Annotated in this window: 24 protein-coding genes; 12 read left to right on the top strand and 12 right to left on the bottom strand. The window is 65.7% G+C overall.

Annotated features, from left to right (window positions below; genetic code table 11):
- Positions 1-88: 88 nt before the first annotated feature.
- The 7 genes from KUH32_RS10870 to rpe all read left to right on the top strand — a co-directional run bounded on the left by KUH32_RS10870 (position 89) and on the right by rpe (position 7390).
- Positions 89-1135, top strand: coding sequence for a rod shape-determining protein (locus KUH32_RS10870; protein WP_217778069.1), 1047 nt, complete (start codon positions 89-91; stop codon positions 1133-1135).
- A 79-nt stretch (positions 1136-1214) separates the two neighbouring features.
- Complete coding sequence (mreC, locus tag KUH32_RS10865) at positions 1215-2135, top strand: rod shape-determining protein MreC (protein WP_217778068.1); 921 nt, start codon at positions 1215-1217, stop codon at positions 2133-2135.
- Entirely contained in the window at positions 2128-2667 is a 540-nt protein-coding gene (locus tag KUH32_RS10860) for a rod shape-determining protein MreD (protein WP_217778066.1), read from the top strand. The genes mreC and KUH32_RS10860 overlap by 8 nt, the downstream gene beginning before the upstream one ends.
- On the top strand, positions 2664-4607 hold the full coding sequence (mrdA, locus tag KUH32_RS10855) for a penicillin-binding protein 2 (RefSeq protein WP_217778064.1): 1944 nt from the start codon (positions 2664-2666) through the stop codon (positions 4605-4607). The genes KUH32_RS10860 and mrdA overlap by 4 nt, the downstream gene beginning before the upstream one ends.
- Positions 4604-5743: a rod shape-determining protein RodA gene (gene rodA / locus KUH32_RS10850; RefSeq protein ID WP_217778063.1), complete on the top strand. Its 1140-nt coding sequence runs from the start codon at positions 4604-4606 to the stop codon at positions 5741-5743. Before mrdA ends, rodA begins: the two co-directional genes overlap by 4 nt.
- 1 nt (position 5744) lies before the next feature.
- A complete protein-coding gene (locus tag KUH32_RS10845; RefSeq protein ID WP_217778061.1) occupies positions 5745-6680 on the top strand; it encodes a 2-hydroxyacid dehydrogenase in 936 nt (311 codons plus the stop codon).
- Positions 6681-6703: 23 nt separating this feature from the next.
- On the top strand, positions 6704-7390 hold the full coding sequence (gene rpe / locus KUH32_RS10840) for a ribulose-phosphate 3-epimerase (protein ID WP_217778059.1): 687 nt from the start codon (positions 6704-6706) through the stop codon (positions 7388-7390).
- A gap of 64 nt (positions 7391-7454) precedes the next feature.
- Here rpe and KUH32_RS10835 read toward each other — a convergent pair whose 3' ends face one another.
- The 5 genes from KUH32_RS10835 to KUH32_RS10815 all read right to left on the bottom strand — a co-directional run bounded on the left by KUH32_RS10835 (position 7455) and on the right by KUH32_RS10815 (position 12283).
- On the bottom strand, positions 7455-7856 hold the full coding sequence (locus tag KUH32_RS10835; protein ID WP_217778058.1) for a PaaI family thioesterase: 402 nt from the start codon (positions 7854-7856) through the stop codon (positions 7455-7457).
- On the bottom strand, positions 7849-8862 hold the full coding sequence (locus KUH32_RS10830) for a phosphotransferase family protein (protein ID WP_217778056.1): 1014 nt from the start codon (positions 8860-8862) through the stop codon (positions 7849-7851). The genes KUH32_RS10835 and KUH32_RS10830 overlap by 8 nt, the downstream gene beginning before the upstream one ends.
- 51 nt (positions 8863-8913) lie before the next feature.
- Positions 8914-10149 carry an acyl-CoA dehydrogenase family protein gene (locus KUH32_RS10825; protein WP_217778054.1) on the bottom strand — a complete coding sequence of 412 codons (1236 nt, stop codon included), beginning with the start codon at positions 10147-10149 and terminating at the stop codon, positions 8914-8916.
- Between the two features lie 66 nt (positions 10150-10215).
- Complete coding sequence (locus tag KUH32_RS10820) at positions 10216-10665, bottom strand: MaoC family dehydratase (RefSeq protein ID WP_217778052.1); 450 nt, start codon at positions 10663-10665, stop codon at positions 10216-10218.
- On the bottom strand, positions 10655-12283 hold the full coding sequence (locus KUH32_RS10815; RefSeq protein WP_217778050.1) for a long-chain-fatty-acid--CoA ligase: 1629 nt from the start codon (positions 12281-12283) through the stop codon (positions 10655-10657). The genes KUH32_RS10820 and KUH32_RS10815 overlap by 11 nt, the downstream gene beginning before the upstream one ends.
- A 109-nt stretch (positions 12284-12392) precedes the next feature.
- Between KUH32_RS10815 and KUH32_RS10810 the strand changes: the two genes are divergently transcribed.
- On the top strand, positions 12393-13409 hold the full coding sequence (locus KUH32_RS10810) for an NADP-dependent oxidoreductase (RefSeq protein ID WP_217778048.1): 1017 nt from the start codon (positions 12393-12395) through the stop codon (positions 13407-13409).
- A gap of 7 nt (positions 13410-13416) precedes the next feature.
- Here KUH32_RS10810 and KUH32_RS10805 read toward each other — a convergent pair whose 3' ends face one another.
- The 7 genes from KUH32_RS10805 to KUH32_RS10775 form a co-directional block, all read right to left on the bottom strand.
- Entirely contained in the window at positions 13417-13728 is a 312-nt protein-coding gene (locus KUH32_RS10805; RefSeq protein WP_348541105.1) for a VOC family protein, read from the bottom strand.
- Positions 13729-13760: 32 nt separating this feature from the next.
- Positions 13761-14489: an SDR family oxidoreductase gene (locus tag KUH32_RS10800; RefSeq protein ID WP_217778044.1), complete on the bottom strand. Its 729-nt coding sequence runs from the start codon at positions 14487-14489 to the stop codon at positions 13761-13763.
- On the bottom strand, positions 14486-16009 hold the full coding sequence (locus KUH32_RS10795; protein WP_217778043.1) for an ATP-dependent DNA helicase: 1524 nt from the start codon (positions 16007-16009) through the stop codon (positions 14486-14488). The genes KUH32_RS10800 and KUH32_RS10795 overlap by 4 nt, the downstream gene beginning before the upstream one ends.
- 111 nt (positions 16010-16120) lie before the next feature.
- A complete protein-coding gene (locus KUH32_RS10790; RefSeq protein ID WP_217778041.1) occupies positions 16121-16756 on the bottom strand; it encodes an acyl-homoserine-lactone synthase in 636 nt (211 codons plus the stop codon).
- Between the two features lie 103 nt (positions 16757-16859).
- Positions 16860-17579, bottom strand: coding sequence for a helix-turn-helix transcriptional regulator (locus tag KUH32_RS10785; RefSeq protein WP_217778414.1), 720 nt, complete (start codon positions 17577-17579; stop codon positions 16860-16862).
- A gap of 361 nt (positions 17580-17940) precedes the next feature.
- On the bottom strand, positions 17941-19227 hold the full coding sequence (gene ccrA, locus KUH32_RS10780; RefSeq protein WP_217778040.1) for a crotonyl-CoA carboxylase/reductase: 1287 nt from the start codon (positions 19225-19227) through the stop codon (positions 17941-17943).
- 187 nt (positions 19228-19414) lie between these two features.
- Positions 19415-20755: a 1-acyl-sn-glycerol-3-phosphate acyltransferase gene (locus KUH32_RS10775; protein ID WP_217778039.1), complete on the bottom strand. Its 1341-nt coding sequence runs from the start codon at positions 20753-20755 to the stop codon at positions 19415-19417.
- Positions 20756-21150: 395 nt separating this feature from the next.
- Between KUH32_RS10775 and KUH32_RS10770 the strand changes: the two genes are divergently transcribed.
- The 4 genes from KUH32_RS10770 (at position 21151) to glyA (ending at position 25747) form a co-directional block, all read left to right on the top strand.
- A complete protein-coding gene (locus KUH32_RS10770) occupies positions 21151-23115 on the top strand; it encodes a protein meaA (RefSeq protein WP_217778038.1) in 1965 nt (654 codons plus the stop codon).
- 168 nt (positions 23116-23283) lie between these two features.
- Positions 23284-23592: an H-NS histone family protein gene (locus KUH32_RS10765; protein WP_217778037.1), complete on the top strand. Its 309-nt coding sequence runs from the start codon at positions 23284-23286 to the stop codon at positions 23590-23592.
- A complete protein-coding gene (gene deoD / locus KUH32_RS10760; protein WP_217778036.1) occupies positions 23592-24296 on the top strand; it encodes a purine-nucleoside phosphorylase in 705 nt (234 codons plus the stop codon). The genes KUH32_RS10765 and deoD overlap by 1 nt, the downstream gene beginning before the upstream one ends.
- Positions 24297-24421: 125 nt before the next feature.
- The gene (gene glyA, locus KUH32_RS10755) at positions 24422-25747 is read left to right on the top strand and encodes a serine hydroxymethyltransferase (RefSeq protein WP_217778035.1); all 1326 of its coding nucleotides are present in this window, start codon (positions 24422-24424) and stop codon (positions 25745-25747) included.

Genomic DNA, 25747 nt, shown 5'->3' with positions numbered 1-25747 from the left:
CAAGGGGGCCTATAAGAGCCAGCGGTCCCGACTGACGAGTCGCGGGCCCATGGGGCATTGAGGCAGTATCACCAAAGGCAGAAGACGGATGTTTGGACTGGACAGATTGCTCGGGTCTTTCTCGGCAGATATGGCCATCGACCTGGGCACGGCCAACACGCTTGTCTACGTCAAGGGCAAGGGTGTCGTGCTATCCGAACCGTCCGTGGTGGCCTATCACATCAAGGATGGCGTCAAGAAGGTTCTGGCCGTGGGCGAGGATGCCAAGCTGATGCTGGGCCGCACGCCCGGTTCCATCGAGGCGATCCGGCCCATGCGTGAAGGCGTGATCGCCGATTTCGACGTCGCCGAGGAGATGATCAAGCATTTCATCCGCAAGGTGCACAAACGCTCGACCTTCTCCAAACCCAAGATCATCGTCTGCGTGCCGCATGGCGCCACCCCGGTGGAAAAGCGCGCGATCCGCCAGTCGGTCCTGTCGGCCGGCGCCCGCAAGGCGGGTCTGATCGCCGAACCCATCGCCGCGGCGATCGGTGCTGGCATGCCGATCACCGATCCCACCGGCAACATGGTCGTCGATATCGGCGGCGGCACCACCGAAGTGGCGGTGCTGAGCCTGGGCGACATCGTCTATGCCCGGTCGGTCCGCGTCGGTGGCGACCGGATGGACGAGGCGATCATCAACTACCTGCGCCGCCAGCAGAACCTGCTGGTGGGTGAATCGACCGCCGAGCGCATCAAAACCAGCATCGGCACCGCGCGGATGCCCGATGACGGGCGCGGGTCGTCGATGCAGATCCGAGGCCGCGACCTGCTGAACGGCGTGCCCAAGGAAACCGAGATCAGCCAGGCCCAGGTGGCCGAGGCGCTGTCGGAACCGGTGCAGGCGATCTGCGAGGCGGTGATGACCGCGCTCGAGGCCACGCCGCCCGATCTGGCCGCCGACATCGTCGACCGCGGCGTCATGCTGACCGGCGGCGGCGCGCTGCTGGGCGATCTCGACCTGGCCCTGCGCGAACAGACCGGCCTCGCCGTGTCGATCGCCGACGAGTCGCTGAATTGCGTGGCGCTCGGCACCGGCAAGGCGCTGGAATATGAAAAACTGCTGCGCCACGCGATCGACTACGACAGCTGAGACCACTCGGCCGCCGGAAAGCGTGATTGTCCCCTGCCCGGCCGGTCTTGTATCAAAGACATGACACTGGGGAGGCACCTTGGCGCGCGATCGCAGCACCAGCGAGGATTTCACCGGGCCGCTGAAGCGGCTGATGCTGGCCATTCTCGTGCTGGCGTTGACGGGCCTGTTCCTGCTGTGGCGGATCGACAGCCCGCGGGTCGAACGGTTTCGCGCGCAGGTCGTGGATGCCGTCGTGCCGCGGATGGATTGGGCGATGGCACCGGTCACGGCAACGGTGCGCATCTTCCGCGACTTCCAGAGCTACCAGAACATCTACCAGCAAAACCAGGAACTGCGCCGCGAACTGCGCCAGATGACCGCCTGGAAAGAGGCCGCGTTGCAGCTGGAACAGGAAAACGCCGAGCTGCGCAATCTCAACAACGTCCAGCACGACCCGCGCCTGACCTACATCACCGGCGTGGTGTTGGCCGATAGCGGGTCGCCGTTCCGCCAGTCGGTCCTGATCAATGTGGGATCGCGCGACGGGATTGTTGACGGCTGGGCAACAATGGACGGCATCGGGCTGGTCGGCCGGATTTCGGGCGTCGGTGCCAATACGTCTCGCGTGATCCTGTTGACCGATGCGACCAGCCGTATCCCGGCGACGATCCAGCCTTCGGGACAACGCGCGCTGGTTGTGGGCGACAACAGCTCGGCTCCGCCGGTGGATTTCCTCGAAGACCCCAGCCAGGTCCGGCCCGGCGACCGCATCGTCACGAGCGGCGACGGCGAAGTCTTTCCCCCAGGCCTGTTGATCGGCCAGGTCGCCCGCGATCCCGGCGGGCGGCTGCGGGTGCGGCTGGCGGCGGATTACGAACGGCTGGAATTCCTGCGCGTGTTGCGCGACCACGGCGCCCGCCGGGTGACGACGCCTTCGGCGCTGATCCTGCCGCAGGCGCTGCCCGGGAGCGATCGGGAACCGCCTGCCGAGACCGGCGAAGGAGGCGGCGATGGCTGAGCAAAGCCCCCGCCAGGTCTGGTCTATGCGGGCGGTCTACCTGGCGCTTGGAATGGTGGTGATCTTCTTCCACCTGCTACCGCTGCGCGCCTTGCCCGATGCCATCGCGGGGCCCGACCTGCTGGTCGCGCTGACATTCGCCTGGGCGATGCGCCGACCCGATTTTGTGCCGGCCCCGGCCATAGCGGCCCTGATGTTGCTGGCCGATTTGCTGTTCCAGCGCCCGCCGGGCCTTTGGGCTGTGCTGGTGCTGCTGGCGGCAGAATGGCTGAAACGCCGCGAACGCCGTTTGCGCGACGGCACCTTCGCACCGGAATGGCTGACCGTCGCAGCCATCCTGCTTGTCATCACGATCGTGTATCGACTGGTGCTGGGGATCTTGATTGTCGCGCCCGAGCGATTTCTTCTGGCCCTGTCGCAATACGGGTTTACGGTGCTGATCTACCCGGTGGTGGTGGGCCTGTCATGGCTGGTCTTGCGCGTGCGCCGCGCCAGCCCGGGCGAGTTCGACGCGATGGGACGTGCGCTATGAAACGGACGCCGAAGGACAACGCCGACAGTGCCCGCCGGATCACCCGGCGCGGGTTGATCCTGGGCGGGTCGCAGGTGGCCTTTGCCGCGGTGCTTGCGGGTCGCATGCGGTACATGCAGGTCGAACAGGCCGACGAGTTCCGGCTGCTGGCCGAGGAAAACCGCATCTCGATCCGGGCGATCCCGCCCGCCCGCGGCCGCATCTTCGACCGCAACGGAATCGTCATCGCCGACAACGAACCCACCTACCGCATCACGCTGGTCAAGGAAGACGCGGGCAATGTCGAGGACGTTATCGCCCGGCTGTCGGCGTTGATCGAACTGGAAGACGACGACATCAATCGCGCCCTGTCCGAGATCGAACGCTCGCGCCCCGACGTGGCCGTTACCGTCGCCGACCGCATCAGCTGGGAGGAGTTGAGCCGCGTCGCCGCCAACGGCCCGGCCCTGCCAGGCGTGCAGCCCGAGGTCGGTCTCAGCCGGCTTTACCCGCATGGTGACACCTTCGCGCATCTGGCGGGTTATGTCGGCCCTGTCTCGGAACGCGACCTGGCGCGCTACGAAGACCCCCCGCCGCTGTTGCGGATCCCGCGGTTCCAGGTCGGCAAGGTCGGGATCGAGGCGAAATACGAGGAAGTCCTGCGCGGTCGGGCTGGCGACAAGCGGCTCGAGGTCAACAACCTGGGCCGGGTGATGCGTGAACTTGACCGCCGCGAGGGGCAGCCCGGTTCCGACATGCAACTGACCGTCGACAGCAGGCTGCAGGAATACGTCAAGGCGCGGCTGGGTTCGGAATCGGCCTCGGTGGTGGTGATGGACGTGCAAAACGGCGATCTGTTGACCATCGCCTCGTCGCCCTCTTACGACCCCAACAAGTTCGTGCGTGGGATTTCCGTGGCCGACTATGCCGCGTTGCGCGACAACGACCACCGACCGCTTGCGTCAAAGACGGTGCAGGACGCCTATCCTCCCGGGTCGACCTTCAAGATGGTGACCGCGATGGCGGCGCTGGATGCCGGTCTCGTCGCACCTGACGAGACCGTCTGGTGCCCCGGCCATCTCGAAGTCGGGGGCCGCCGCTTCCATTGCTGGAAACGTGCGGGCCATGGGCACATGAACCTCGAACAAAGCCTGAAGGAAAGCTGCGACGTCTACTACTACGACCTCGCGCTCAAGGTCGGGATCGAAAACATCGCGGCGATGGGGCGCCGTTTGGGGCTGGGTGTCGCGCACGACGTGCCGATGTCGGCCGTGACGTCCGGCCTGATGCCCGACAAGGCGTGGAAGCGCGCCGAGCGCGGCGCCGAATGGGTCATCGGCGACACGGTCAACGCCTCGATCGGTCAGGGATTCGTGCTGACGTCACCGTTGCAATTGGCGGTGATGACCGCGCGGCTGGCCACCGGGCGGTCGGTTTCGCCGCGTCTTGTCAAATCGGTCAGCGAGGTGGAAACACCCGAACAGGGCGGCGAGGATCTGGGGCTGAACCCCGCCCACCTGCGCCAGATACAGCGTGCGATGTTCGCCGTCAGCAACAACCGCCGCGGCACGGCCTACGGCTCGCGCATCATCGCCGAGGCCTACCGCATGGCGGGCAAGACCGGCACCAGCCAGGTCCGCAACATCACCGCCGCCGAACGCGCCCGTGGTGTCACGCGCAACGAAGACTTGCCCTGGAACCGCCGCGATCATGCGCTGTTCGTCAATTTCGCGCCCTACGAAGCGCCCAGGATCGCCGTCGCGGTTGTGGTCGAGCATGGCGGTGGCGGATCGGCCGCCGCGGCGCCCATCGCGCGCGACGTGACCCTGCAGGCGCTCTATGGCGACACCCCGCCGCTGGACGCCTATCCCGAGAAGGACCGCGGACGCATCAGCGCCCAGCAGGAACGGCTGCAGCGCGAATTGCAGACCCGCGAGGAGCAGGCGCGGGGGCGGGCATGAGCTATCTCGAATATACCGTCAAATCCGTGCCGTCGGGATGGCGCAAGGTGCTGTACCTGAACTGGCCGCTGGTGGTCTTGCTGTCGGCGGTGGCCAGCGTCGGGTTCCTGATGCTCTATTCCGTCGCCGGTGGGTCCTTCAGCCCATGGGCCGAGCCCCAGATGAAGCGGTTCGCCCTTGGCCTTGCGGTGATGTTCGTGATCGCCATGGTGCCTATCTGGTTCTGGCGAAACATGTCCCTGCTGGCCTATCTGGGCACGCTGGCGCTGCTTTTGGGGGTCGAGTTCTTCGGCGCGTCGGGCGGAGGTGCGCAACGCTGGATCGATCTGGGTTTCATGCGGCTGCAACCCTCCGAGCTGATGAAGGTCACGCTGGTGATGTTCCTCGCCGCCTATTACGACTGGCTGCCGATGAAGAAGACCTCGCACCCGCTGTGGGTGCTGGCGCCCATCGTCATCATCCTGATCCCGACATTTCTGGTGTTGACCCAGCCCGATCTGGGCACCGCCTTGCTGCTGATGGTCGCGGGCGGGTTGATGATGTTCCTCGCCGGTGTGCACTGGGGGTATTTCGCGACCGTCATCGCCGGCGGGATCGGCGCGGTCTATGTCGTCCTGCTCAGTCGCGGCACGGAATGGCAATTGTTGAAGGACTACCAGTACCGGCGAATCGACGTGTTCCTCGACCCGGCCTCGGACCCGCTCAGCGCGGGATACCACATCACCCAGGCCAAGATCGCCATGGGGTCGGGCGGCTGGACGGGGCGCGGCTTCATGCAAGGCACGCAATCCCGGCTGAACTTCCTGCCGGAAAAACACACCGACTTCATCTTCAACACCCTGGCCGAGGAATTCGGGTTCGTCGGCGGCGTGTCGCTGCTGATCCTCTACGTGCTGATCACGGTGTTTTGCGTCGCCTCGGCGCTGCAGAACCGCGACCGGTTCGCCTCGCTGCTCACGCTCGGGATCGGTTTGACCTTCTTCCTGTTCTTCGCCGTGAACATGTCGATGGTCATGGGTCTGGCGCCGGTGGTGGGCGTGCCGCTGCCGCTGGTCAGCTACGGCGGATCGGCCATGCTGGTGCTGATGGCCGCCTTCGGGCTGGTGCAAAGCGCCCATATCCACAGGTCGCGCTGAGATGGTGGCGCAGGTCTTGTTCGCAGCGGGCGACAAGCGCTGGCGGCTCTACGAAGCACCGCTGCGCGAAGCGTTGGAGGCGGCAGGGATCGCCTGTGAACTCGCAACCGATCTGCCAAGGGAAACCGTCGAATACATCGTCTACGCCCCCGACAGCGAATTGCAGGATTTCAGCGTCTTTCCACGGCTCAAGGCGGTGCTGAACCTCTGGGCCGGGGTGGAAGGCGTGGTCGGCAACAAGACCCTGACCGTGCCGCTGGCGCGCATGGTCGACGACGAAGGCCTGACACAGGGCATGGTCGAATGGGTCACGGGCCACGCGCTGCGCCATCACCTGGGCATGGACGCGCATATCATCAATCCCGGCCATGTCTGGCGGGCCAAGGCGCCGCCGCTGGCAAGCGACAGGCCGGTCACGGTGCTGGGACTGGGCGTGCTGGGCGCGGCCTGCGGGCAGGCGCTGGCGCGGCTGGGCTTTCCGGTCACGGGCTGGAGCCGGACCGCGAAACAGCTGGACGGTCTGAGATGCCTGCACGGGGCGGACGGGTTGGACAAGGCGCTGCGCGGTGCGCAGGTGGTGGTGCTGCTGTTGCCCGACACGCCGGCCACACGGAACCTGCTGAACGCGGAACGGCTGGCTTTGCTGGCACCGGGCGCTTTCATCCTCAATCCCGGCCGCGGCACGCTGATCGACGACGAGGCGCTGCTGGCGGCGCTCGATGGCGGCCAGGTCGGTCATGCGACGCTGGATGTCTTCCGCACCGAACCGCTGCCTCGCGGGCACCCGTTCTGGGCCCATCCGCGCGTCACCGTGACCCCGCATATCGCCTCGGAGACCCGCATCGCGCCGGCCGCGCGCGTGGTGGCCGAGAATATCCGCCGCGGCGAGGCCGGTGCGCCGTTCCTGCACCTTGTGGATCGCGCGGCGGGCTACTAAGCCGGGACCAAAGGAGACCCGCCATGCCCTTCGACCGTTCCCTGAAAATCGCGCCGTCGATCCTGTCCGCCGATTTCGCCGATTTCGGCCGCGAGATCGCCGCGGTCGAGGCGCAAGGTGCCGACTGGATCCATGTCGACGTGATGGACGGGCATTTCGTGCCCAACCTCACCTTCGGCCCGCCGCTGGTCAAGGCCATCCGCAAGCACATCACCACCGTGATGGACGTGCACCTGATGATCGCACCGGTCGATCCCTATATCGACGCCTTCGCCGATGCCGGCGCCGACATCCTGACGGCCCATGTCGAGGCCGGCCCGCATATCCACCGCACGCTTCAGGCGATCCGCGGCGCGGGGATGAAGGCCGGTGTGGCGCTGAACCCGGGCACGCCCGCCGCGGCCGTCGAGCCGCTGCTGGAACTCATCGACCTCGTCTGCGTGATGACGGTGAACCCGGGCTTCGGCGGACAGAGCTTCATCGGCGCCTGCGTGACCAAGGTGGCCGACCTTCGGTCGATGATCGGCGACCGGCCCGTGCATATCGAGATCGACGGTGGGGTGGATCCCAAAACCGCGCCGCTGGTGGCCGCAGCAGGCGCCGATGTGCTGGTGGCCGGGTCGGCGGTGTTCCGTGGCGGTTCCGTCGGCGATCCGGCCCCCTATGGCGCCAACATCCGGGCGATCCGCGAAAGCGTCAGGGCGGGCTGAGGGGCCAGCCCCTCTGGCGGCAAAGCCGCCATTCACCCCGGAGTTTGTCGGGCAAGATGAAGGATCAGGCCGTCTTGCGGTAGCGGAACGTGCCGGTGCCCTTGGCGATCAGTTCACCGGTCTCGTCCTTGATGGCACCCTCCGCGAAAAACGTCGACCTGCCGCCACCGGTCTTGAAACCTTCGGCGATGAAGACCCGCCCCAGAGGGCGCGACAGGTATTGCACGGTCAGCGCCAGCGTCAGGCACATTTGCGGTCGGTCGGGATCGCCCGTCCAGCAGCCGGCATAGCCCATGACCGTGTCCAGCAAGGCCGCATGCGCGCCGCCATGCGGGTTGCCGTGTCGGTTCAGCACATGCGGCGCGATCGGCAGTTCGAACCGCGCATAGCCCTCGGACCAGTCCAGCATCCGCCAACCCATATGCGCGCCGAAGGCATAGGGCGCTTCGCGGAACCGCTCATCCATGCCAGTCGCGGGATTTCAGCCCGAGCGAAGCGAAATGCGGAACGAAGGCACCCAGTTGCAACGCCTTTTCAGGGTTCGAGGCATTGCCATCCAGCGCCCGTTTCTTGACGCCTTGCAGGATCGCCGCCATCCGAAAGAAGGCGAAGGCGAGGTAATAGCCGAAATTGCCGGGCACCGTCAGGCCCCGGCGGGCGCAGTATCGTGCGACGAAGGCGGCATCGTCCGGCAGGCCCGCCGCCTTGCGGTCGATCCCGGCAAGGCCGCGCCCCTGCATGCCGGGCGGCAACTGCCATTGCATGATGACGCCGGCCAGATCGGCAAAGGGATGGCCCAGCGTCGACAGTTCCCAATCCAGCACGGCGCGGCAGGCCGGGCCATCGGCGGCGAACAGCAGGTTGTCGATGCGGAAATCCCCATGAACCAGTGTGCGGTTTCCGTCATCGGGCGGCATCTGCGCGCCCAGCCAGTCGATCAGACCCTCGATTTCGGCGATCTCCTCGGTCTCGGAAGCCTTGTATTGCTTGGTCCAGCGCACCAGCTGACGCTCGTAGTAGTGCCCCGGCGGGCCGAAATCCGACAACCCCGTCGCAACAAGGTCGACATCGTGGATCGCCGCCAGAACGCGGTTCATCTCGTCGATGATCGCGGCTCGGCTATCCGGCGTCTCGTCCGGCATCGATGGATCGGCGATGTTGCGACCCGCGACATGCTCCATGACGTAGAACATCGCGCCGATCACGGCCTCGTCCTCGCACAGTGCCAGCATCCTCGGCACCGGCACATCCGTTCCGGCCAGGGCCTTTTGCACGCGAAACTCGCGATCCACGGCATGGGCGGATTTCAGCAATTGCCCGCTCGGCTTGCGGCGCAACACGTAAGACCCCGAAGGGCTGTCCAGCCGGTAGGTCGGGTTGGACTGACCGATTTCGAACTTGGTCGCCCGCAGCGGACCGGCGAAACCGTCGACATGCCGTGCCATCCATTCGGCGACCGCGTTCAGATCCATCGCCCCGCCCCTTCTTCTCTTTCAAAAATACGCAAGAATCCGGCCGCGTCGTCAGCCCCGGTCGTTGGAGTATTTGCGCAATTCCGCCCGCGCCACCTGGCGGCGGTGCACGGCGTCGGGGCCATCGGCGAAGCGCAGTGTGCGGATATGCGTCCACATGCCGGCCAATCCGAAATCCTGGCTGATCCCCGCGGCGCCGTGCAGCTGCATCGCCTCGTCGACCACCTTGCCCGCCATCAGCGGCGCCACCACCTTGATCTTGGAAATCCACGGCTGCGCCGCGCGTACGCCGGCCGTATCCATCATCCAGGCGGCCTTGAGGCACAGCAGGCGCGCCATCTCGATCTCCATCCTTGCATTGGCGATGATGTCGTAATTGGCACCCAGCTCGATGATCCGCTTGCCGAAGGCTTCGCGTGCCATGCCGCGACGGCACATCATTTCCAGCGCTTTCTCCGCCTGGCCGATGGCGCGCATGCAATGGTGGATGCGGCCCGGCCCCAACCGGCCTTGCGCCACTTCGAAACCGCGCCCTTCGCCCAGCACGATGTTCCTGGCGGGCACCCGCACATCGGTGAACCGGATATGCATGTGCCCATGCGGCGCGTCGTCCTGGCCGAAAACCTGCATCGGCCGCAGCACTTCGATGCCGGGCGTATCGGCATCCATCACGAACATCGTGTGGCGCGCGTGCTTGGCCGCGTCCGGATCGGTGCAAGCCATCAGGATATACAGCGCGCAGCGCGGATCGCCGGCGCCTGAGATCCACCATTTCTCGCCGTTCAGGACGAATTCGTCGCCGTCGCGCCGCGCCGTGAAGGCCAGTTGCGCCGCGTCCGAACTGGCCGTGCCCGGTTCGGTCATCACGTAGGCCGACCGGATCTCGCCCGCCAGCAACGGCGTCAACCAGCGATCTTTCATCCACCCGTCGCCGTAGCGTTCCAGCACTTCCATGTTGCCGGTATCGGGGGCGTTGCAATTGAACACTTCCGCCGCGATGCCGACCTTGCCCATTTCCTCGGCCAGGTAGGCGTATTCGACGGTGGACAGGCCATATCCCTTGTCGCTGCCGGTCAGCCAAAAATTCCAAAGGCCACGTTCGCGGGCCTTGGCCTTGAGCCCGTCGAGGATCTCCAGCTGCCGCTCGGTGTGCCGGAACCGGTCGCCCGAAGGATGCCTGCCCACCTCGGCGTGGAATTCAACATCCAGCGGCGCGATCTCGTCCTCGACCATGCGCCGAACCTTTTCGACCAGCGGCTTGACCCGCTCCGACATCCCAAGGTCCATCTCATCCACCTTTCTCTACGCCGTCCCGGACACGATCCGGGACCTCATGCCCTGCAAGACCCCGGGTCACGCCCGGGGCTGCCCTGTCTCTACCAGAAACGTGTTGATCCAGTCCGCGACCAGCGCGGGCTTGTCCTGGCCGTCGATCTCGACGGTCACGTGCCAGGTCACATCGTACCGACCCGGTTTTTCACGCACATCGCCGCATTCAAAGCGCGCCCGCACCTTTTGCCCTGCCCGGACCGGATGCACGAACCGGATACGGTCGAAGCCGTAATTCAGCGATTCCGTCAGGCCGGGAATATCGGGCTGCACGTCGTAGGACATGGCCGACAGCATCGACAGCGTCAGGAACCCGTGCGCGATGGTGCCACCCTGCGACGCCATGCGGGCGGTGTCGAGATGGATGAACTGCCAATCCTCGGTCACATCGGCAAAGGCGGTCATCCGCTCCTGGCCGATCACGTACCAGCGCGACCAGGCAGGCGAGGCCGTCCGGAACAGTTCAGCCGACATCGGGCAGCACGTGATCACCGAACCTTTGGCGCAGGGTCAGTTTCGACACCTTGCCGGTCGCGGTCAGCGGCAATTCGTCGACCACCACCATGTCGTCGGGCAATTGCCACTTGGCCACATGTTCCAGCATCAGCGCGTGGATTTCGGACAGGGCGGGCGCGTTACCCTTGGGCACCACGACCAGCAGCGGCCGTTCATCCCATTTCGGATGCGGCACGGCGATCACCGCGCAATTGGCGACGTTGGGATGCGCCATGGCGATGTTTTCCAGATCGATCGAGCTGATCCATTCGCCGCCCGACTTGATCAGGTCCTTGGACCGGTCCTGGATGCTCAGAAAGCCGTTCGCGTCGATGCTGGCCACGTCGCCGGTGCCGAACCAGCCCTCGGCGTCCAGCGCGGCGGCGCTGGCTTCGGGATTGGCGAAATAGCCCGACACGATGCCGTTGCCGCGCACGAACAATTCGCCCACCGCCTGGCCGTCATGCGGCAGCCGCGCGCCATCCTCGCCGACGATCTTCATTTCCACCCCGAACATCCTGCGGCCCTGCTTGGCCTTGGCGTCCAGCATCGACGCGCGGTCCAGCTCCTGCATCGCGGGCGGCAACTGGCCGTGGGTGCCGACGGGGCTCATTTCCGTCATGCCCCAGGCGTGACAGACATCGACGCCCAGGCCCTCGAAGAAGGCGATCATCGCCCGCGGCGCGGCAGACCCGCCGATCACCACCTGGTCCAGCGCCGCGGGTTTGGCGCCGCGCGCCTCGATCTCGGCGCGCAGTCCCAGCCAGACCGTTGGCACGCCCCAGCTGGCGGTCACCGCTTCGCTTTCCATCAGGTCGAACAGCGACGGCCCATCCAGTTTGCCCCCCGGCATGACCAGCGATGCACCCACCAGCGGCGCAGCATAGGGCAGGCCCCAGGAATTGACGTGGAACATCGGCACCACGGGCAGGATGCGCGCGCCCTGGTGCAGGCTGCGCGGGATGGTCAGCGCCACCGAAAGCGCGTGCAGCACGGTCGATCGATGAGAATAGAGCGCCCCCTTGGGATGGCCGGTCGTGCCCGAGGTGTAGCAAAGGCCGGCCGCGGCGTTTTCGTCCATCACCGGCCAGTCATAGGTCGCGGGCCGACCCGCCAGCAGCTCTTCGTAGCAAAGAAAATCCAGCGCGCTGTCAGGCATATACGCGCGGTCGGTCATCAACACCAGCTGCAGGCCGTCCGGCAACTGATCCGCCAGCGCCTCGACCAGCGGGACAAAGGTCAGGTCGAGGCACAGAACGCGGTCTTCGGCATGGGTGATGATGTAGAGCATCTGTTCGGCCGAAAGCCGCGGGTTGATCGTGTGACAGACCGCCCCCATGCCGGAAATCGCGTAGTACAGTTCGAAATGCCGGTAGCCGTTCCAGGCCAGCGTCGCCACGCGGTCGCCGTCGCCCACGCCCAACCCGGCAAGCCCGTGCGCAAGCTGCCCGGCGCGCTTGTAGGCCTGGGCATAGGTTTCGCGGTGCAGATCGCCCTCGGTGCGGACCGAAACGATTTCGGCGCCCGGATGCGCTTCGGCGGCATAGCCCAGGATATCGATGATCCTGAGCGGCATATGCATCATCATGCCCTGCATTGGCCCCTCCCCTTGCCGTTGCGGGTTGCGTCGTTCATCTAGGTGACCAAGTTGCAGCCACAGGCGCAAGCGCCAATCGTCCCGGACCCACCGTCAAAGGAGACGCCCCATGACCCAGATGCACCGGATCACCCTGGCCCGCCGCCCGCAAGGCATGCCCGTCCCCGAGGACTTTGCGCTTGAGGCGGACGACATGCCCGTGCCTGGCGATGGCGAGGTGCTGGTGGCCGTGACGCATCTGTCGCTCGATCCCTACATGCGCGGTCGGATGGATGACGTCAAAAGCTATGCGCCTTCGGTCGGTCTGGGCGAGGTGATGACGGGCCAGGGCGTAGGCCGGGTGCTGGCATCCAACTCCAAGGGATTCGCCGAAGGCGATCTCGTCACGGGAATTACCGGCTGGTCCAGCCACGCGGTGCTGAAGGCGGGCGAATTGCGCAAGCTTGACGAAGCGCTGCCGCCGTCCACCGCGCTTGGCGTTCTGGGCATGCCGGGTTTCACCGCCTGGGCCGGGCTGAACAGTTTCGCCGATCTCAAGGCGGGCGAAACGCTGGTCGTCGGCGCCGCCACCGGGCCGGTGGGCTCGATGGTGGGCCAGATCGCCAAGGCACGCGGCTTGCGCACCATCGCCATCGCCGGCGGGCCCGAGAAATGCGCGTTGGCCCGCGACACGTTCGGCTTTGACGCCGCCATCGACCACCGCGCGCATCAAGACGCGCGATCCCTGCGCGCCGCGATCACCGAAGCCGCGCCGGACGGAGTGGACGTCTACTGGGAGAATGTCGGCGGCAAGTTGCTGCACGCCACCCTGCCGCTGATGAACGTCCACGGGCGGATCGTGGTCTGCGGCACCATCGCGTGGTATGGCGGGGTGGACACCGGCGGGCCCGATCACCTGCCCGCCGTCTGGCGACAGGTCCTGGTCAAGCGGCTGCGCGTGTCGGGCATGATCATCTTCGACCATTGGGCCGACTTCCCGGCATTCCTGGCCGAGATGACGCCAAAGGTCGCCAAGGGTGAAATCGCCTATCTCGAGGACGTGGCGCAGGGGCTGGAAAACGCCCCCGCCGCCTTCATCGCGATGCTGCAGGGCGGCAATACCGGCAAACAGATCGTCGCGCTCTAGCCCTTGCTCAAAGATCGCAGAAGACGTGGAACAGGTGCCCTGCCAGGTCACTGACGGTGAACTGGCGCAGCCCCCAAGGCTTGTCCGAGACCGGGTCGACGATATCCGCACCGCGGCTGGCCAGGTCGTCTGCCGCCGCATCGACGTCCTCGACGAACAGCCAGCACACTTGCGGCACGATCGGCCCGTTCGTACCGCGCAGGAACACCACCCAATCGTCGCGCGACACAGCGCCGATGCAGCCCTCATCGTTGTACCACGCGATGTCAAAGCCCAGGCGGTCGCGATAATGGGCCTGGGCAGCCCTGACATCCCGCACGGGAAGCTCTGGCGTCGGTGCCGAAAAGCGCATCATCCGCGCCCGATATAGGGCATCTTGGTCGCCATCACCGTGACGAACTGCACGTTGGTGTCCAGTGGCATCTCGGCCATCAGCCGCACCGTGCGCGCCGCATCGGCGACATCCATCGTCGGTGGCGGCGGCTCTCCCGCCGCTTCGGCACGTTTCACCAGCCCGTCCAACAGATCGGTCCGGGCGTTGCCGATGTCGATCTGGCCGCAGGCGATGTCATGGGGCCGCCCGTCCAGGCTCAGCGTCTTGGTCAGACCGGTCACACCGTGTTTCGTCGCGGTATAACAAACCGATCCGGGCCGCGGTCGGTCAGCCGAAATCGAGCCGTTGTTCACGATCCGCCCGCCCTTCGGCTCCTGCGCCTTCATCCGGGCAAAAGCCGCGCGCGCGCACAGGAACATGCCGGTCAGGTTGACGCCGACCACGGCTTGCCATTCGGCCAGAGACACCTTGTCGATTTCGGCCTGCGGGCCAAAGGCGCCGGCGTTGTTGAACAGCAGGTCGATCCGCCCGGCCCATGCCGAGAAGCGATTGAAAGCCGCTTCGACAGCGGCTTCGTCTGTCACGTCGGCCTCGAGCACCAGGGCGGTGTCCCGACTTGCGGCGACCGTCTCGAGCACGTCGCGCCGCCGCGCCAGCAGGCCCACGCGCCAGCCCGCCGCCAGCATTTCTTCGGCCACGGCCCGGCCGATGCCGGAACTTGCGCCGGTTACCAGAACACTGTTCATGTGTCGCCCTCCAGAGCCAGGGGTGCCGCATCGCCGCCCAGATCGTCGATGGAAAGCGGCCCGGTCGGCTTGGCCAGCCGGTTGCGGACCACCCAGTACAGCCTGTCGGACGCCCGCGTGATCGCCACATAGGCCAGCCGCTTCCACAGCGGGATTCCCGCCTCGACGCGACCCGCGCGGGCCGCGGCGTAGAGGTCGGGTGCGAAGACCTGCACCTGTTCCCACTGGCTGCCCTGCGCCTTGTGGATCGTCACCGCCGCGCCGTGCAGAAACGTCGCGCCCATGCGCGCGGCAAAGGGAATGAACGGCTCTTGCTCATCGGGCTTTTCGATTTTCACGATCGATGCGGCGGACACCTGCGGTTCGATCGCGCCCATCACGTGCAGCCGTGAAAAGCCGGGCTTGCGTCCGGGGCCCAGATAGATCACCTGCGCGCCCTTGATGAGCCCGCGCGCCTCGAGATCCAGCCGTTTCTTGCGGTGCTTGAGCGGCAGTTCGATGCCGTCGCAGATCAGCGGCTCGCCGGGCAGCAGTTCGGTTTCGGGCGCGTGGTGCACGGCGCGAAAGGCGTTGATCAGCCGGATGCGCGTTGCGTTGCGCCAGACCAGAACCGGCGATCGGGCCATCAGGTCGACTTCGACCCGCCCCCCCCAGACAACGCGGTCGTCATTGCTTGCGCGGTCCTCGACCATCCGTTCGAACTGTTCAAAGCCGATATCCGGATCGGCCAGGGCATGCGCCAGATCGAGGATCGGATTGTCGGCTTCCTGCCGGTGGATGCGGTGCAATTCCAGCTTCTGCCGTTCGGCCAGCCGGTCGAACACCATCTGACCCGACTGGTTGACCGGCGCAAGCTGCGCCGGGTCGCCGAACAGCAGAAGGGTCGGAAAGATCTCGCGCAGGTCTTCGTACTGGCGGTCGTCCAGCATCGAGGCTTCGTCGACGAAACCGATGTCCAGCGGTTCTTCGCGACGTTTCCAGCCGGTGATGAAATCGCTGCCGCGCAGGCCCGCCGCAGCCAGTGCCGCCGGGATCGACTTGTGCCCTTCATAGGCCAGCTTGGCTCGGTCCAGCGCCGCGTCGGTCAGCCCCTCGATCTCGGGCCGGTCACCATTGCCCATCAGCCATTCGGCGATGCGTTCGTATTCGGGGTCGTAGACCGGGGTATAGAGGATGCGGTGGATGGTGGTCGCCGGCACACCGCGCATCCGCAGCACGCTGGCCGCCTTGTTCGTCGGCGCCAGCACCGCCAAAGTGCGTCGGTCCTTGCGGCGGCGGCCTTCGTAGTCACCCGAAATCGTCTCGACCCCGGCGGTCTCCAGCGCTTTCCACAACTCGGCCAGCAGCAGCGTCTTGCCACTACCGGCCTTGCCCAACAGGGCCATGACCGCCGCCCTGCCGTCGCGCGGCGGCAGGCACAAACCGTCGTCAAGATCGACCCCGGCACCGCGCAACAATTCGGTCACGCGGTCAAAGGCATTGGCCTGGTCGTCCGAGAATACGAGAGCGGGGGCGTTCATGCCGACACCCTATCGGGCGGCGCCGGTCAAGAACACCATCCCCCGCTTGGTCTGGCAAAAAAATCCCGCGGTGACCTGATCCTGCAAAACCAGGACGGGCAGTGCGCCGGATCAGGCCGCGGTCGCCTGCGCCTTGCCCGCCATGCCGAATGCCATGTCGAACCAGCGCGCTGTCAGCGATGCGGGAATGCCCGCGCTTTCCGCAACCCGCGCCTGGGCCTGGGCAGAGAAGGCCCAGAGCCCGATGCTGACCTGTGCGCGTCCGGTGCCGTCGCTGCCCAGAACCTCGGGGGACGCACCGATCCGGCGGTAGATGCGCACCATCCTGGCATCGAAGACGCCGACGAAATGCTCGATCCCGAAACGCTGCATGATCTCGCCCCCGGCCAGCATCAGCGCGGCCGCGGCGCCGGGGTCGGTGTCGCGGGCCAGACAGAATCGGGTGCATTCCCAGATCACCGGGCTTTCGATGCGCACCCCGCCAGTCAGATCGCGGAAATGATCGTTGACCATGGTCGGGCCGGTGGTCGGCAAAAGCCGCATCGATCCACCATGCGTGCCGTCGGCGCGCTGCCAGATCACGTATAGCGGATTGAGGGCGTCGTAATCGTCGCGCTCTTCACCGGTTTCGTCGACCGAAACGGCCCAACCAAGGCGGGTGCTGAACTGGTCGGCCCGGTCGAGGAACATCGACCGCGCGAGGGTGGGATGGTCATTCAATTGGTCTGCATAGAGAAAGCGGATCATCGCTGGGTCCCCTGTTTGAACACAAGGAAAACCCTGCGCGCGCAGGCGTTAACGTCCGGCAACCAGACCGGACGGTGATGGCCGCAACGGCGGCAATCCGCGATCAGACGACGATCAGGCCGCGCGACAACGCCCTGGCGACGGCGTGAGTGGTGTTCATCGCACCCAACTTGAAGCGCGCGCTTTCGATATAGACCCGCAACGTGTGTTCCGAGATCGACAGCGTCTCGGCCGCCTGCGCGCGGCTGTAGCCGACGGCAAGAAGGGTCATTGCCTCGACTTCGCGCGGGGATAGCGGCTGCGCCGGTTCCGGTGCGCGACCGGGCTGCAATTCCAAAGCCTTCTTGTTGAAATAATGCGCGACAAGGATCAGGTCACGGCGATTTCGTTCGGTGAATTCCGCCCATTCGGCATCGGAACAGGAATGCGAGACCGTGAACAACGCGAATTGCCCGTTCGGACCGCGGATGGGAATCGAGTATCCCTGGTTCCCGACTCCGTGTTCGATCGCGTCTTTCTGAAAGGTTCGGGCGCTTTTGCCGGACCAATCCAGGCGTTTCCAGTCGACCGGATGGAACCGCTGCAGGCACCCGGCGATCACCGGGTCGACACGCAGATAGCCTTGTTCCAGATACCGCGCGACCCAGACATCGCTATAGGTGCCGCATCCGTACTGTTCGCCGGTTCCACTGACCCAGTGGTATACCATGTGGCTTACGCCGTATCGTCTGCACAACGCTTCGATGGCGCTTTGCAGGCCGTCATGGCCCTCAGCCGATTCCAGCTCTTCGATGAACCCTTCCAGTCCGGTCTTCCGATCCACAAAACTCAAGGCCGCTCCCCTTGGGCGCGGACGCGATTTCGACCTCGGCAAGCAGCGCGGTTTGTTCCAGCTCGTCGGCAAGAGACATCAAGCCGTTGGAACGCGCATATCGCCGGAGATCGGTCAGTACGTCCAATATCCACTCATGTCCCATGCGAGCCTCGCCTTCAAATGGTTAACAGATGCTTAACACAACTATAGCGTATCGAGGATTCGGTTAATATTCGCGAAATTCCACTCCCCAGATATCGCGAGGCGGCGCTTTCCAAGTGATTGTGGTGATTGACGCCACCAAAGGAAACGCCCGCGATGCCGGGTTGGCAGAGCGCGGGCGTTGGGCCGTCGACAGGGAGTGGTGTCGTCAGCTGCGCGCAGCAAGCGCGTCCTCGAAGGTGCGCAGACCCGTCTTGGGGGCCTGAACCAGCACCGCCATGTTTCCGGGCTTGTGTTCGTTGCGCATCATCTTGGTGTGGGATGCCGGGATTTCCTTCCAGGGGAACACCTCGGACATGCAGGGGTCAAGCCGGCGCTCGACCATCAGCTGGTTCGCCGCGGACGCCTGTTTCAGATGCGCGAAATGCGATCCCTGCAAACGCTTTTGGTGCATCCACATGTAACGCACGTCGAATGTGCAGTTGTATCCGGTCGTTCCGGCACAGATCACCACCATGCCGCCCTTTTTCACCACCAGGGTCGAGACGGGGAAGGTGCTTTCGCCGGGATGTTCGAAGACCATGTCGACATTCACGCCCTTGCCGGTGATGTCCCAGATCGCCTTGCCGAACTTGCGCGCCTCTTTCAGCCAGTCGTTGTATTCCGGCGTGTTCACGGTAGGCAGCTGGCCCCAGCAATTGAAATCCTTGCGGTTGATGACGCCCTTGGCGCCCATATCCATGACGAACTGGCGCTTGCTTTCGTCCGAGATCACGCCGATCGCGTTGGCACCGGCGGTATTGGCCAGCTGGATCGCATACGACCCCAAACCACCCGACGCGCCCCAGACCAGCACGTTCTGGCCGGGCTTGAGATCATGCGGCTCGTGGCCGAACAGCATCCGGTAAGCGGTGGCCAGCGTCAGCGTGTAGCAGGCCGATTCCTCCCAGGTCAGGTGCTTGGGCCGCGGCATCAGCTGCTGGGCCTGCACCTTTGTGAACTGGGCAAAGCTGCCGTCGCCGGTCTCGTAGCCCCAGATCCGCTGGCTGGGCGAATACATCGGGTCGCCGCCATTGCAGTGCTCGTCGTCGCCGTCATCCTGGTTGCAGTGGACGACGACCTCGTCACCGACCTTCCATCGCTTGACCTTTTCGCCCACCTTCCAGACGATGCCCGAGGCGTCGGAGCCGGCGATGTGGTAGTCCTGCCCGTGCACGTCGAAAGGGCTGATCGGAACGCCCTTGCCGGCCCAGACGCCATTGTAGTTGACGCCGGCAGCCATCACGAGAACCAGCACCTCATGGCTGTCGATGTCCCAGGTGTCGACGACTTCCTGCTGAAAGCTCTGCTCGGGATCGCCGTGGCGTTCGCGGCGGATCGCCCAGGCATACATCTTCTTGGGCACGTAACCGAGCGGAGGCATCTCGCCGATTTCGTAGAGGTCTTTCTCGGGCGCGTCGTATTGCGCGATACCGGTTTGCTGGTCCAGTGCCATGGCGGCCTCCTATCCTCTTGTCTTGCTCCGACGTCTTCTGCGGCGCAGAATCGCGACGTGTCTGAACACGGAATACAGGCCGTCACGCAACAATGCAACATCCTGAGGTCACGTTTTTGTAATTTTATGACCGAGCGGGTGCAGAAAACCCCGGAAATCGGACGAATAGCCTTCGCAATCGCAGCAATCAAAAAAGATGCGCGATGGAGCGGGCGTAGAACTCGGCGAGGGGCGACTGGTCGGGGACGATGGTGAAGCGGCCGTCGGCTTCGGTCACGATGCCGCGTTGGATCAGCGCCCGGAGACCGACCTCGGCCGAGTAGCGGGTATCGTCGCGGGGCACGTGGATATGCGCGTCCAGACGGGCGACGGTGTCGGCGTAGCGCGCCTCGAGCGCAGCGCGGTCGAGCGGGCCGTCGCGCAACAGATGCGCCACGAGCGGCACCGGCAGAACCGGCACGACGGCGGCGATGCGGCCCATCAGGGCCTGTGCCAGGGCCTCGGGTTCGGCGGCCAGCTCGGGATGGTCGCGCAACGACAGGGGCGCACCGAAACTGACCGCGGCATAGCCGAAGCGATGGAACCGCCCGCGCAGCCGCAGCCACAACTGCTTGGTCGCCGCCGCGGCGATCTTTCCCATCCCGGCGTCGAACCGCCTTGTTCCATTGCGCCCGGCTTCGATCAGCACCCGGTCTTCGAGAACCCGGTCGTAGTTGATCGCGACCGGCACGAACACCACGTCGCGCGCCGCCAGATCGAGCTCGTCGGTGACGTATTTCAGCAGGCCCAGCTTGGGATCCTGCAGGCCTCCATCTAGACTGAGACCGCCTTCGGGGAACATCGCCTGGGTCACGCCACCGGCCGTCGCCATCTGCACGTAGCGAGATAAAACCTTGCGATACAACGCGTTGCGGGACTTGCGCCGGATGAAGAACGCCCCCATCGCCCGGATCAGCCGCGACAGCGGCCAGACCTGCGCCCATTCGCCCACGGCATAGCTGAGCGCCGAGCGTTCGGCCGCAAGATACGTCACCAGCACATAGTCCATGTTGGACCGGTGGTTCATGACAAAGACGATCGTCGCGTCGCGATTGAGCTTGGCGAGCGCGGCTTCGTCGTGGTGGCCCAGCCGCACCCGGTAGAGCGCGTTCGACAGGAACCGCGCCGCGCGCACACCCGCGCCGAAATAGGCGAAGGCGGAAAAAGACGGCACGATTTCATGGGCATAGCGCCGCGCGCGTTCGAAGGCCACGTCCTCGCGCACGCCTTCCTCGTCTGCGTGTTCGACGATCGCGCGCGTGACGTCCGGGTGATAGATCAGCCGCTGGATCAGGTCGTAGCGGCGGGCCAGCTTGAACGGCTGGATCGGCGTCTCGAGCCGTTCGTTCAGACGGGCCACGACTTTCTCGGCGCGGCGGCGCAGGAACCAGCGGACGGAGGGGAACAGGAAATTCGACGAAAACGACGCCGCTGCGAAGAGCAGGATCAGCACAAAAAGCCAAAAGGGCAGCGTCACCGGACTGGTCATGGTTAACGACCGTGACAGGCCGCGCAACGCCCCGCAAGGGCAGAGATATGTCCTGAATCGGGACCGTTCGGGACGGATTGCTTGCCCGAACCGGCGCGATGGCGCCCGAAACGCCGAAATCCGGCCGTGTGCACGGGTTAACGGAGCGTCCCGCCAGCAATCCGACCCGAAAGCCGCGGGTTCGGTACGGATTGGTCATCGTGCCGCAACGCAGCGACGCCATGCCCCGGGCGCACCGTGTGCCGGCATTTGCGAATGCACCCCGATCGCGGCTATGCTGCGCCCGCACATGCCGCAGCGCGGCGAATTGACAGGGTCATAATGTTTCGCGTATCCAACAAAAAACGCAACAAGATTGCCCAACCGATTCCGCCGCGACCCAGACGGAGACCGAAATGACCGACACGCAAAAAGACCGCCCCTGGCTGATCCGCACCTATGCCGGCCATTCCACCGCCGCGAAATCCAACGCGCTGTATCGCGCCAATCTTGCCAAGGGACAGACCGGGCTGTCGGTGGCTTTCGACCTGCCGACCCAGACCGGCTATGACAGCGACCACATCCTGGCGCGCGGCGAGGTCGGCAAGGTCGGCGTGCCGGTCTGCCACCTGGGCGACATGCGCACCCTGTTCGACCAGATCCCGCTGGACCAGATGAACACCTCGATGACGATCAACGCCACGGCGCCCTGGCTGCTGGCGCTGTATGTCGCGGTGGCCGAGGAACAGGGCGCGGATGTCAGCGCGTTGCAGGGCACGGTGCAGAACGACCTGATCAAGGAATACCTGTCGCGCGGCACCTATATCTGCCCGCCGAAACCGTCGCTGAAGATGATCGGGGACGTGGCCGAGTATTGCTATACGCATATTCCGAAATGGAACCCGATGAACGTGTGTTCCTATCACCTGCAAGAGGCGGGTGCCACGCCGGAGCAGGAGCTGGCCTTTGCGCTGGCCACCGCCATCGCGGTTCTGGACGAGCTGAAACCGCGCGTCGCGGCCGAGGATTTCCCGGCGCTGTGCGGGCGGATTTCGTTCTTTGTCAATGCCGGCATCCGGTTCGTCACCGAGATGTGCAAGATGCGCGCCTTTGTCGATCTGTGGGACGAGATCCTGGAAACCCGCTATGGCGTCGAAGACCCGAAATACCGCCGCTTCCGTTATGGCGTGCAGGTCAATTCGCTGGGTCTGACCGAACAGCAGCCGGAAAACAACGTCTACCGCATCCTGATCGAGATGCTGGCGGTGACGCTGTCGAAAAACGCCCGCGCCCGCGCGGTGCAATTGCCGGCCTGGAACGAGGCGCTTGGCCTGCCGCGGCCCTGGGATCAGCAATGGTCGATGCGGATGCAGCAGATCCTGGCCTACGAGACCGACCTGCTGGAATATGACGACCTGTTCGACGGCAACCCCGCGGTCGATCGCAAGGTCGCGGCGCTGAAAGAAGGCGCGCGGGCCGAACTGGCCAATATCGACAGCATGGGCGGCGCCATCGGGGCGATCGACTACATGAAGGGCCGGCTGGTGGACAGCAATGCCGAGCGGCTGAACCGGATCGAGCGGCAGGAAACCGTGGTCGTGGGCGTGAACCGCTGGACCGAGGGCGAGCCGTCGCCGCTGGTGGGCGAGGATGGCGGCATCATGGTGGTCGACCCCGCGGTCGAAGCCGAGCAGATCGCGCGGCTGGAAGACTGGCGGACACAGCGCGACGACGCGGCGGTCAAGGCGGCGCTGGAGGCGCTGCGGCAGGCGGCGCGCAAGGGCGAGAACGTCATGCCGGCGTCGATCGCCGCGGCCCGCGCCGGTGTCACGACCGGCGAATGGGCCGGCGAAATGCGGGGGATTTTCGGCGAATACCGGGCGCCGACAGGGGTTTCGGCGGCCGTCAGCAACAAGACCGAGGGGCTGGACGACATCCGCGCCGCGGTCGACGCGGTCAGCGACAAGCTGGGCCGACGGTTGCGGTTCCTGGTCGGCAAGCCGGGGCTGGACGGCCATTCCAACGGCGCCGAGCAGATCGCGTTCCGCGCCCGCGATTGCGGCATGGACATCGACTATGAAGGCATCCGGCTGACCCCCGAGCAGATCGTCGAGGCGGCGAAGAGTGGCGCGCATGTGGTCGGCCTGTCGATCCTGTCGGGCAGCCATATCCCGCTGGTCGAGGATCTGATGGCGCGGATGCGGGCCGAGGGCCTGGGCGATATTCCGGTGATCGTCGGCGGCATCATTCCCGACGACGACGCCGCGCGCCTGCGCGCGATGGGGGTGGCCAAGGTCTATACGCCCAAGGATTTCGAATTGAACGCCATCATGCGCGATATCGTGACATTGGTGGATGCGAAATCAATTGCTGCTGAATAGCGTCAATTCTTGCGATCCGGACAAATCTGGATTGCAGGAATTGGCGGTATTTCGCCACTGACACGAAACCCGGCGGTTTTCCCTGCTGATTTCGACAGGTGTCACAAAATGCGTCTTGAAATCGATGATCCGTTTTGAAAAGGCGGATTCACAAGACAGGAGACATCAATGAAAATCGATCTGGAAAGCCTTTCGAGCGAAGAACTGAAGAAACTGATTTCCGACGCGCAAAAGGCGCTGAAATCGGTCGATGCCCGCCGCAAGGCCGCCGCGAAACTGGCCGCCGAAAAGGCCGCCAAGGAATTCGGCTTTTCACTGGATGAGGTGATGGGTGCGGGCGGCAAGGGCAGCAAGGGCGCCCCGAAATACGCCAATCCCGCCGATCCGTCGCAGACCTGGACGGGTCGCGGCCGCAAGCCCAATTGGGTGATCGATGCCCTGAAATCCGGCAAGTCGATCGACGACCTGGCGCTCTGATGACCGTCCATATCGGTGCGGAACCCGGCCAGATCGCCGAATGCGTATTGATGCCCGGCGACCCGTTGCGCGCGCAATGGGCTGCCGAGACCTTTCTGGAAAACGCCGAATGCGTGAACCGGGTGCGCGGGATGCTGGGATTCACCGGCACCTGGAAAGGCAACCGGGTGACGATCCACGGCTCGGGCATGGGGATGCCGAGCCTGTCGATCTACGCCAACGAACTGATCCGCGATTACGGCGCCAGGACGCTGATCCGGATCGGGTCCTGCGGGGCGATGCAGGACCGCATCGCGGTGCGCGACGTGATCGTGGCGATGACCGCCTCGACCCTGTCGACGCCGTCGCGCGGGTTCTTCCGCGAAGTGAATTTCGCGCCCTGCGCCGATTACGGCCTGCTGCGCGCCGCGGTGGCGGCGGCCGAGGCCAGGGGCACGCCGGTGCATGTGGGCGGCATCTATTCGTCGGACGTGTTCTATGACGAACGGCCGGACCTGACCGAAATGATGACCCGCCATGGCGTGCTGGGCGTCGAGATGGAGGCGGCGGAGCTTTACACCGTCGCGGCGCGCCACGGCGCGCGGGCGCTGGCGGTTCTGACGGTGTCGGACCATCTGCTGACCCATGAGGCGCTGCCGTCTGACCAGCGCGAGCGCAGCTTCGGCGACATGGTCGAGATCGCGCTGGAAGCGGCCTTCGGCTGACGGGGCGGCGGGGTGAACCCCGCCCTACGGGATCGGGTGGAGCGCCGCGGCGACCTCGGGCGTTGCACCTGCGGCCGCGGCGTGCTTGCGTATTTTCGAAAGAGAAGAAGCAGGGGGAGGCGCGGATGCTGGAGCGGCGCGATTGGGTGCCGGCGGTCACGCAGGCCGTGGTCGACCGGGTAGCCGGGGAGATCGCGGGTGCGGCTTCGGGCACGGTGGCGGACCGGATCGACGCCCTGGCGGCCGCGTCGCGGCGCATCCACGAGCGCGACTGCTTCAACCTCAACCCCGCCACCAACGTCATGAACCCGCGCGCCGAGGCCTTGCTGGCCTCGGGGCTGGGGGTCCGGCCTTCGCTGGGTCATCCGGGCGACAAGTACGAGACCGGGCTGGAGGCGGTGGAGGAGATCGAGGTGATCGCCGCCGAACTGGCATCGGAGGTCTTCGGCGCGCGCTTCGTGGAACTGCGCGTGGCTTCGGGGGCGATGGCGAACCTGTACGCCTTCATGGCGCTGACCCGGCCGGGCGACACGGTGCTGGTGCCGCCGGCATGCATCGGCGGGCATGTGACCCATCACGGCGCGGGCTGCGCGGGGCTGTACGGGCTGCGCATCGTCGAGGCGCCGGTGGATGCGGCGGGCTACACGCTGGACCTGGACGGGTTGCGGGCGCTGGCGCGGGCCGAGCGGCCGAAACTGATCACCCTGGGCGGGTCGCTGAACCTGTGGCCGCATGACGTGGGCGGCGTGGTCGCGGTGGCGCGCGAGGTCGGCGCGCGCGTGCTGTTCGACGCCGCGCATCAATGCGGGATCATCGCGGGCGGGGTCTGGGACAACCCGCTGGCGCAGGGCGCCGACGTGATGACGATGAGCACCTACAAGAGCCTGGGCGGGCCGCCTGCGGGGCTGGTGCTGACGGGCGACGCCGCGATCGCCGAACGGCTGGAGGCCATCGCCTATCCCGGCATGACCGCGAATTTCGATGCCGCCAAGACCGCGGCGCTGGCGATGGGCCTGCTGGACTGGCGCGATTTCGGCGCGGACTATGCCCGCGCGATGGTCGCCACGGCGCAGGCGCTGGCGGCGGCGCTGGCGGCGCAGGGCCTGGCTGTGTTCGGCGCCGCGCGGGGCTTTACCGCGTCGCACCAGTTCGCGCTGGAGGCCGCGCCGCTGGGCGGCGGTCAGGCGGCGGCGAAACGGCTGCGTGCCGCCGGGTTCCTGGCCTGCGGGATCGGCCTGCCGCTGCCGGCTGTCCCCGGCGATCTGAACGGGCTGCGGCTGGGCACGCCCGAGATCGTGCGGTGGGGCATGGGCGTGGCCGACATGGAACGGCTGGCGGGGCTGATCGCGGCAGCGCTGCGGTCGAACGATCCGGCGGCGCTGGCGCCAGAGGTGGCGGCCTGGCGCGCGACCTTCGACCGGGTACATTTCGTCCACGGCGCGGCGGGTTAG

Origin of the sequence: Thalassococcus arenae (assembly GCF_019104745.1) — a bacterium.
Lineage (GTDB): Bacteria > Pseudomonadota > Alphaproteobacteria > Rhodobacterales > Rhodobacteraceae > Thalassococcus_B > Thalassococcus_B arenae.
This window is presented reverse-complemented; position numbering and strand designations above follow the sequence as displayed.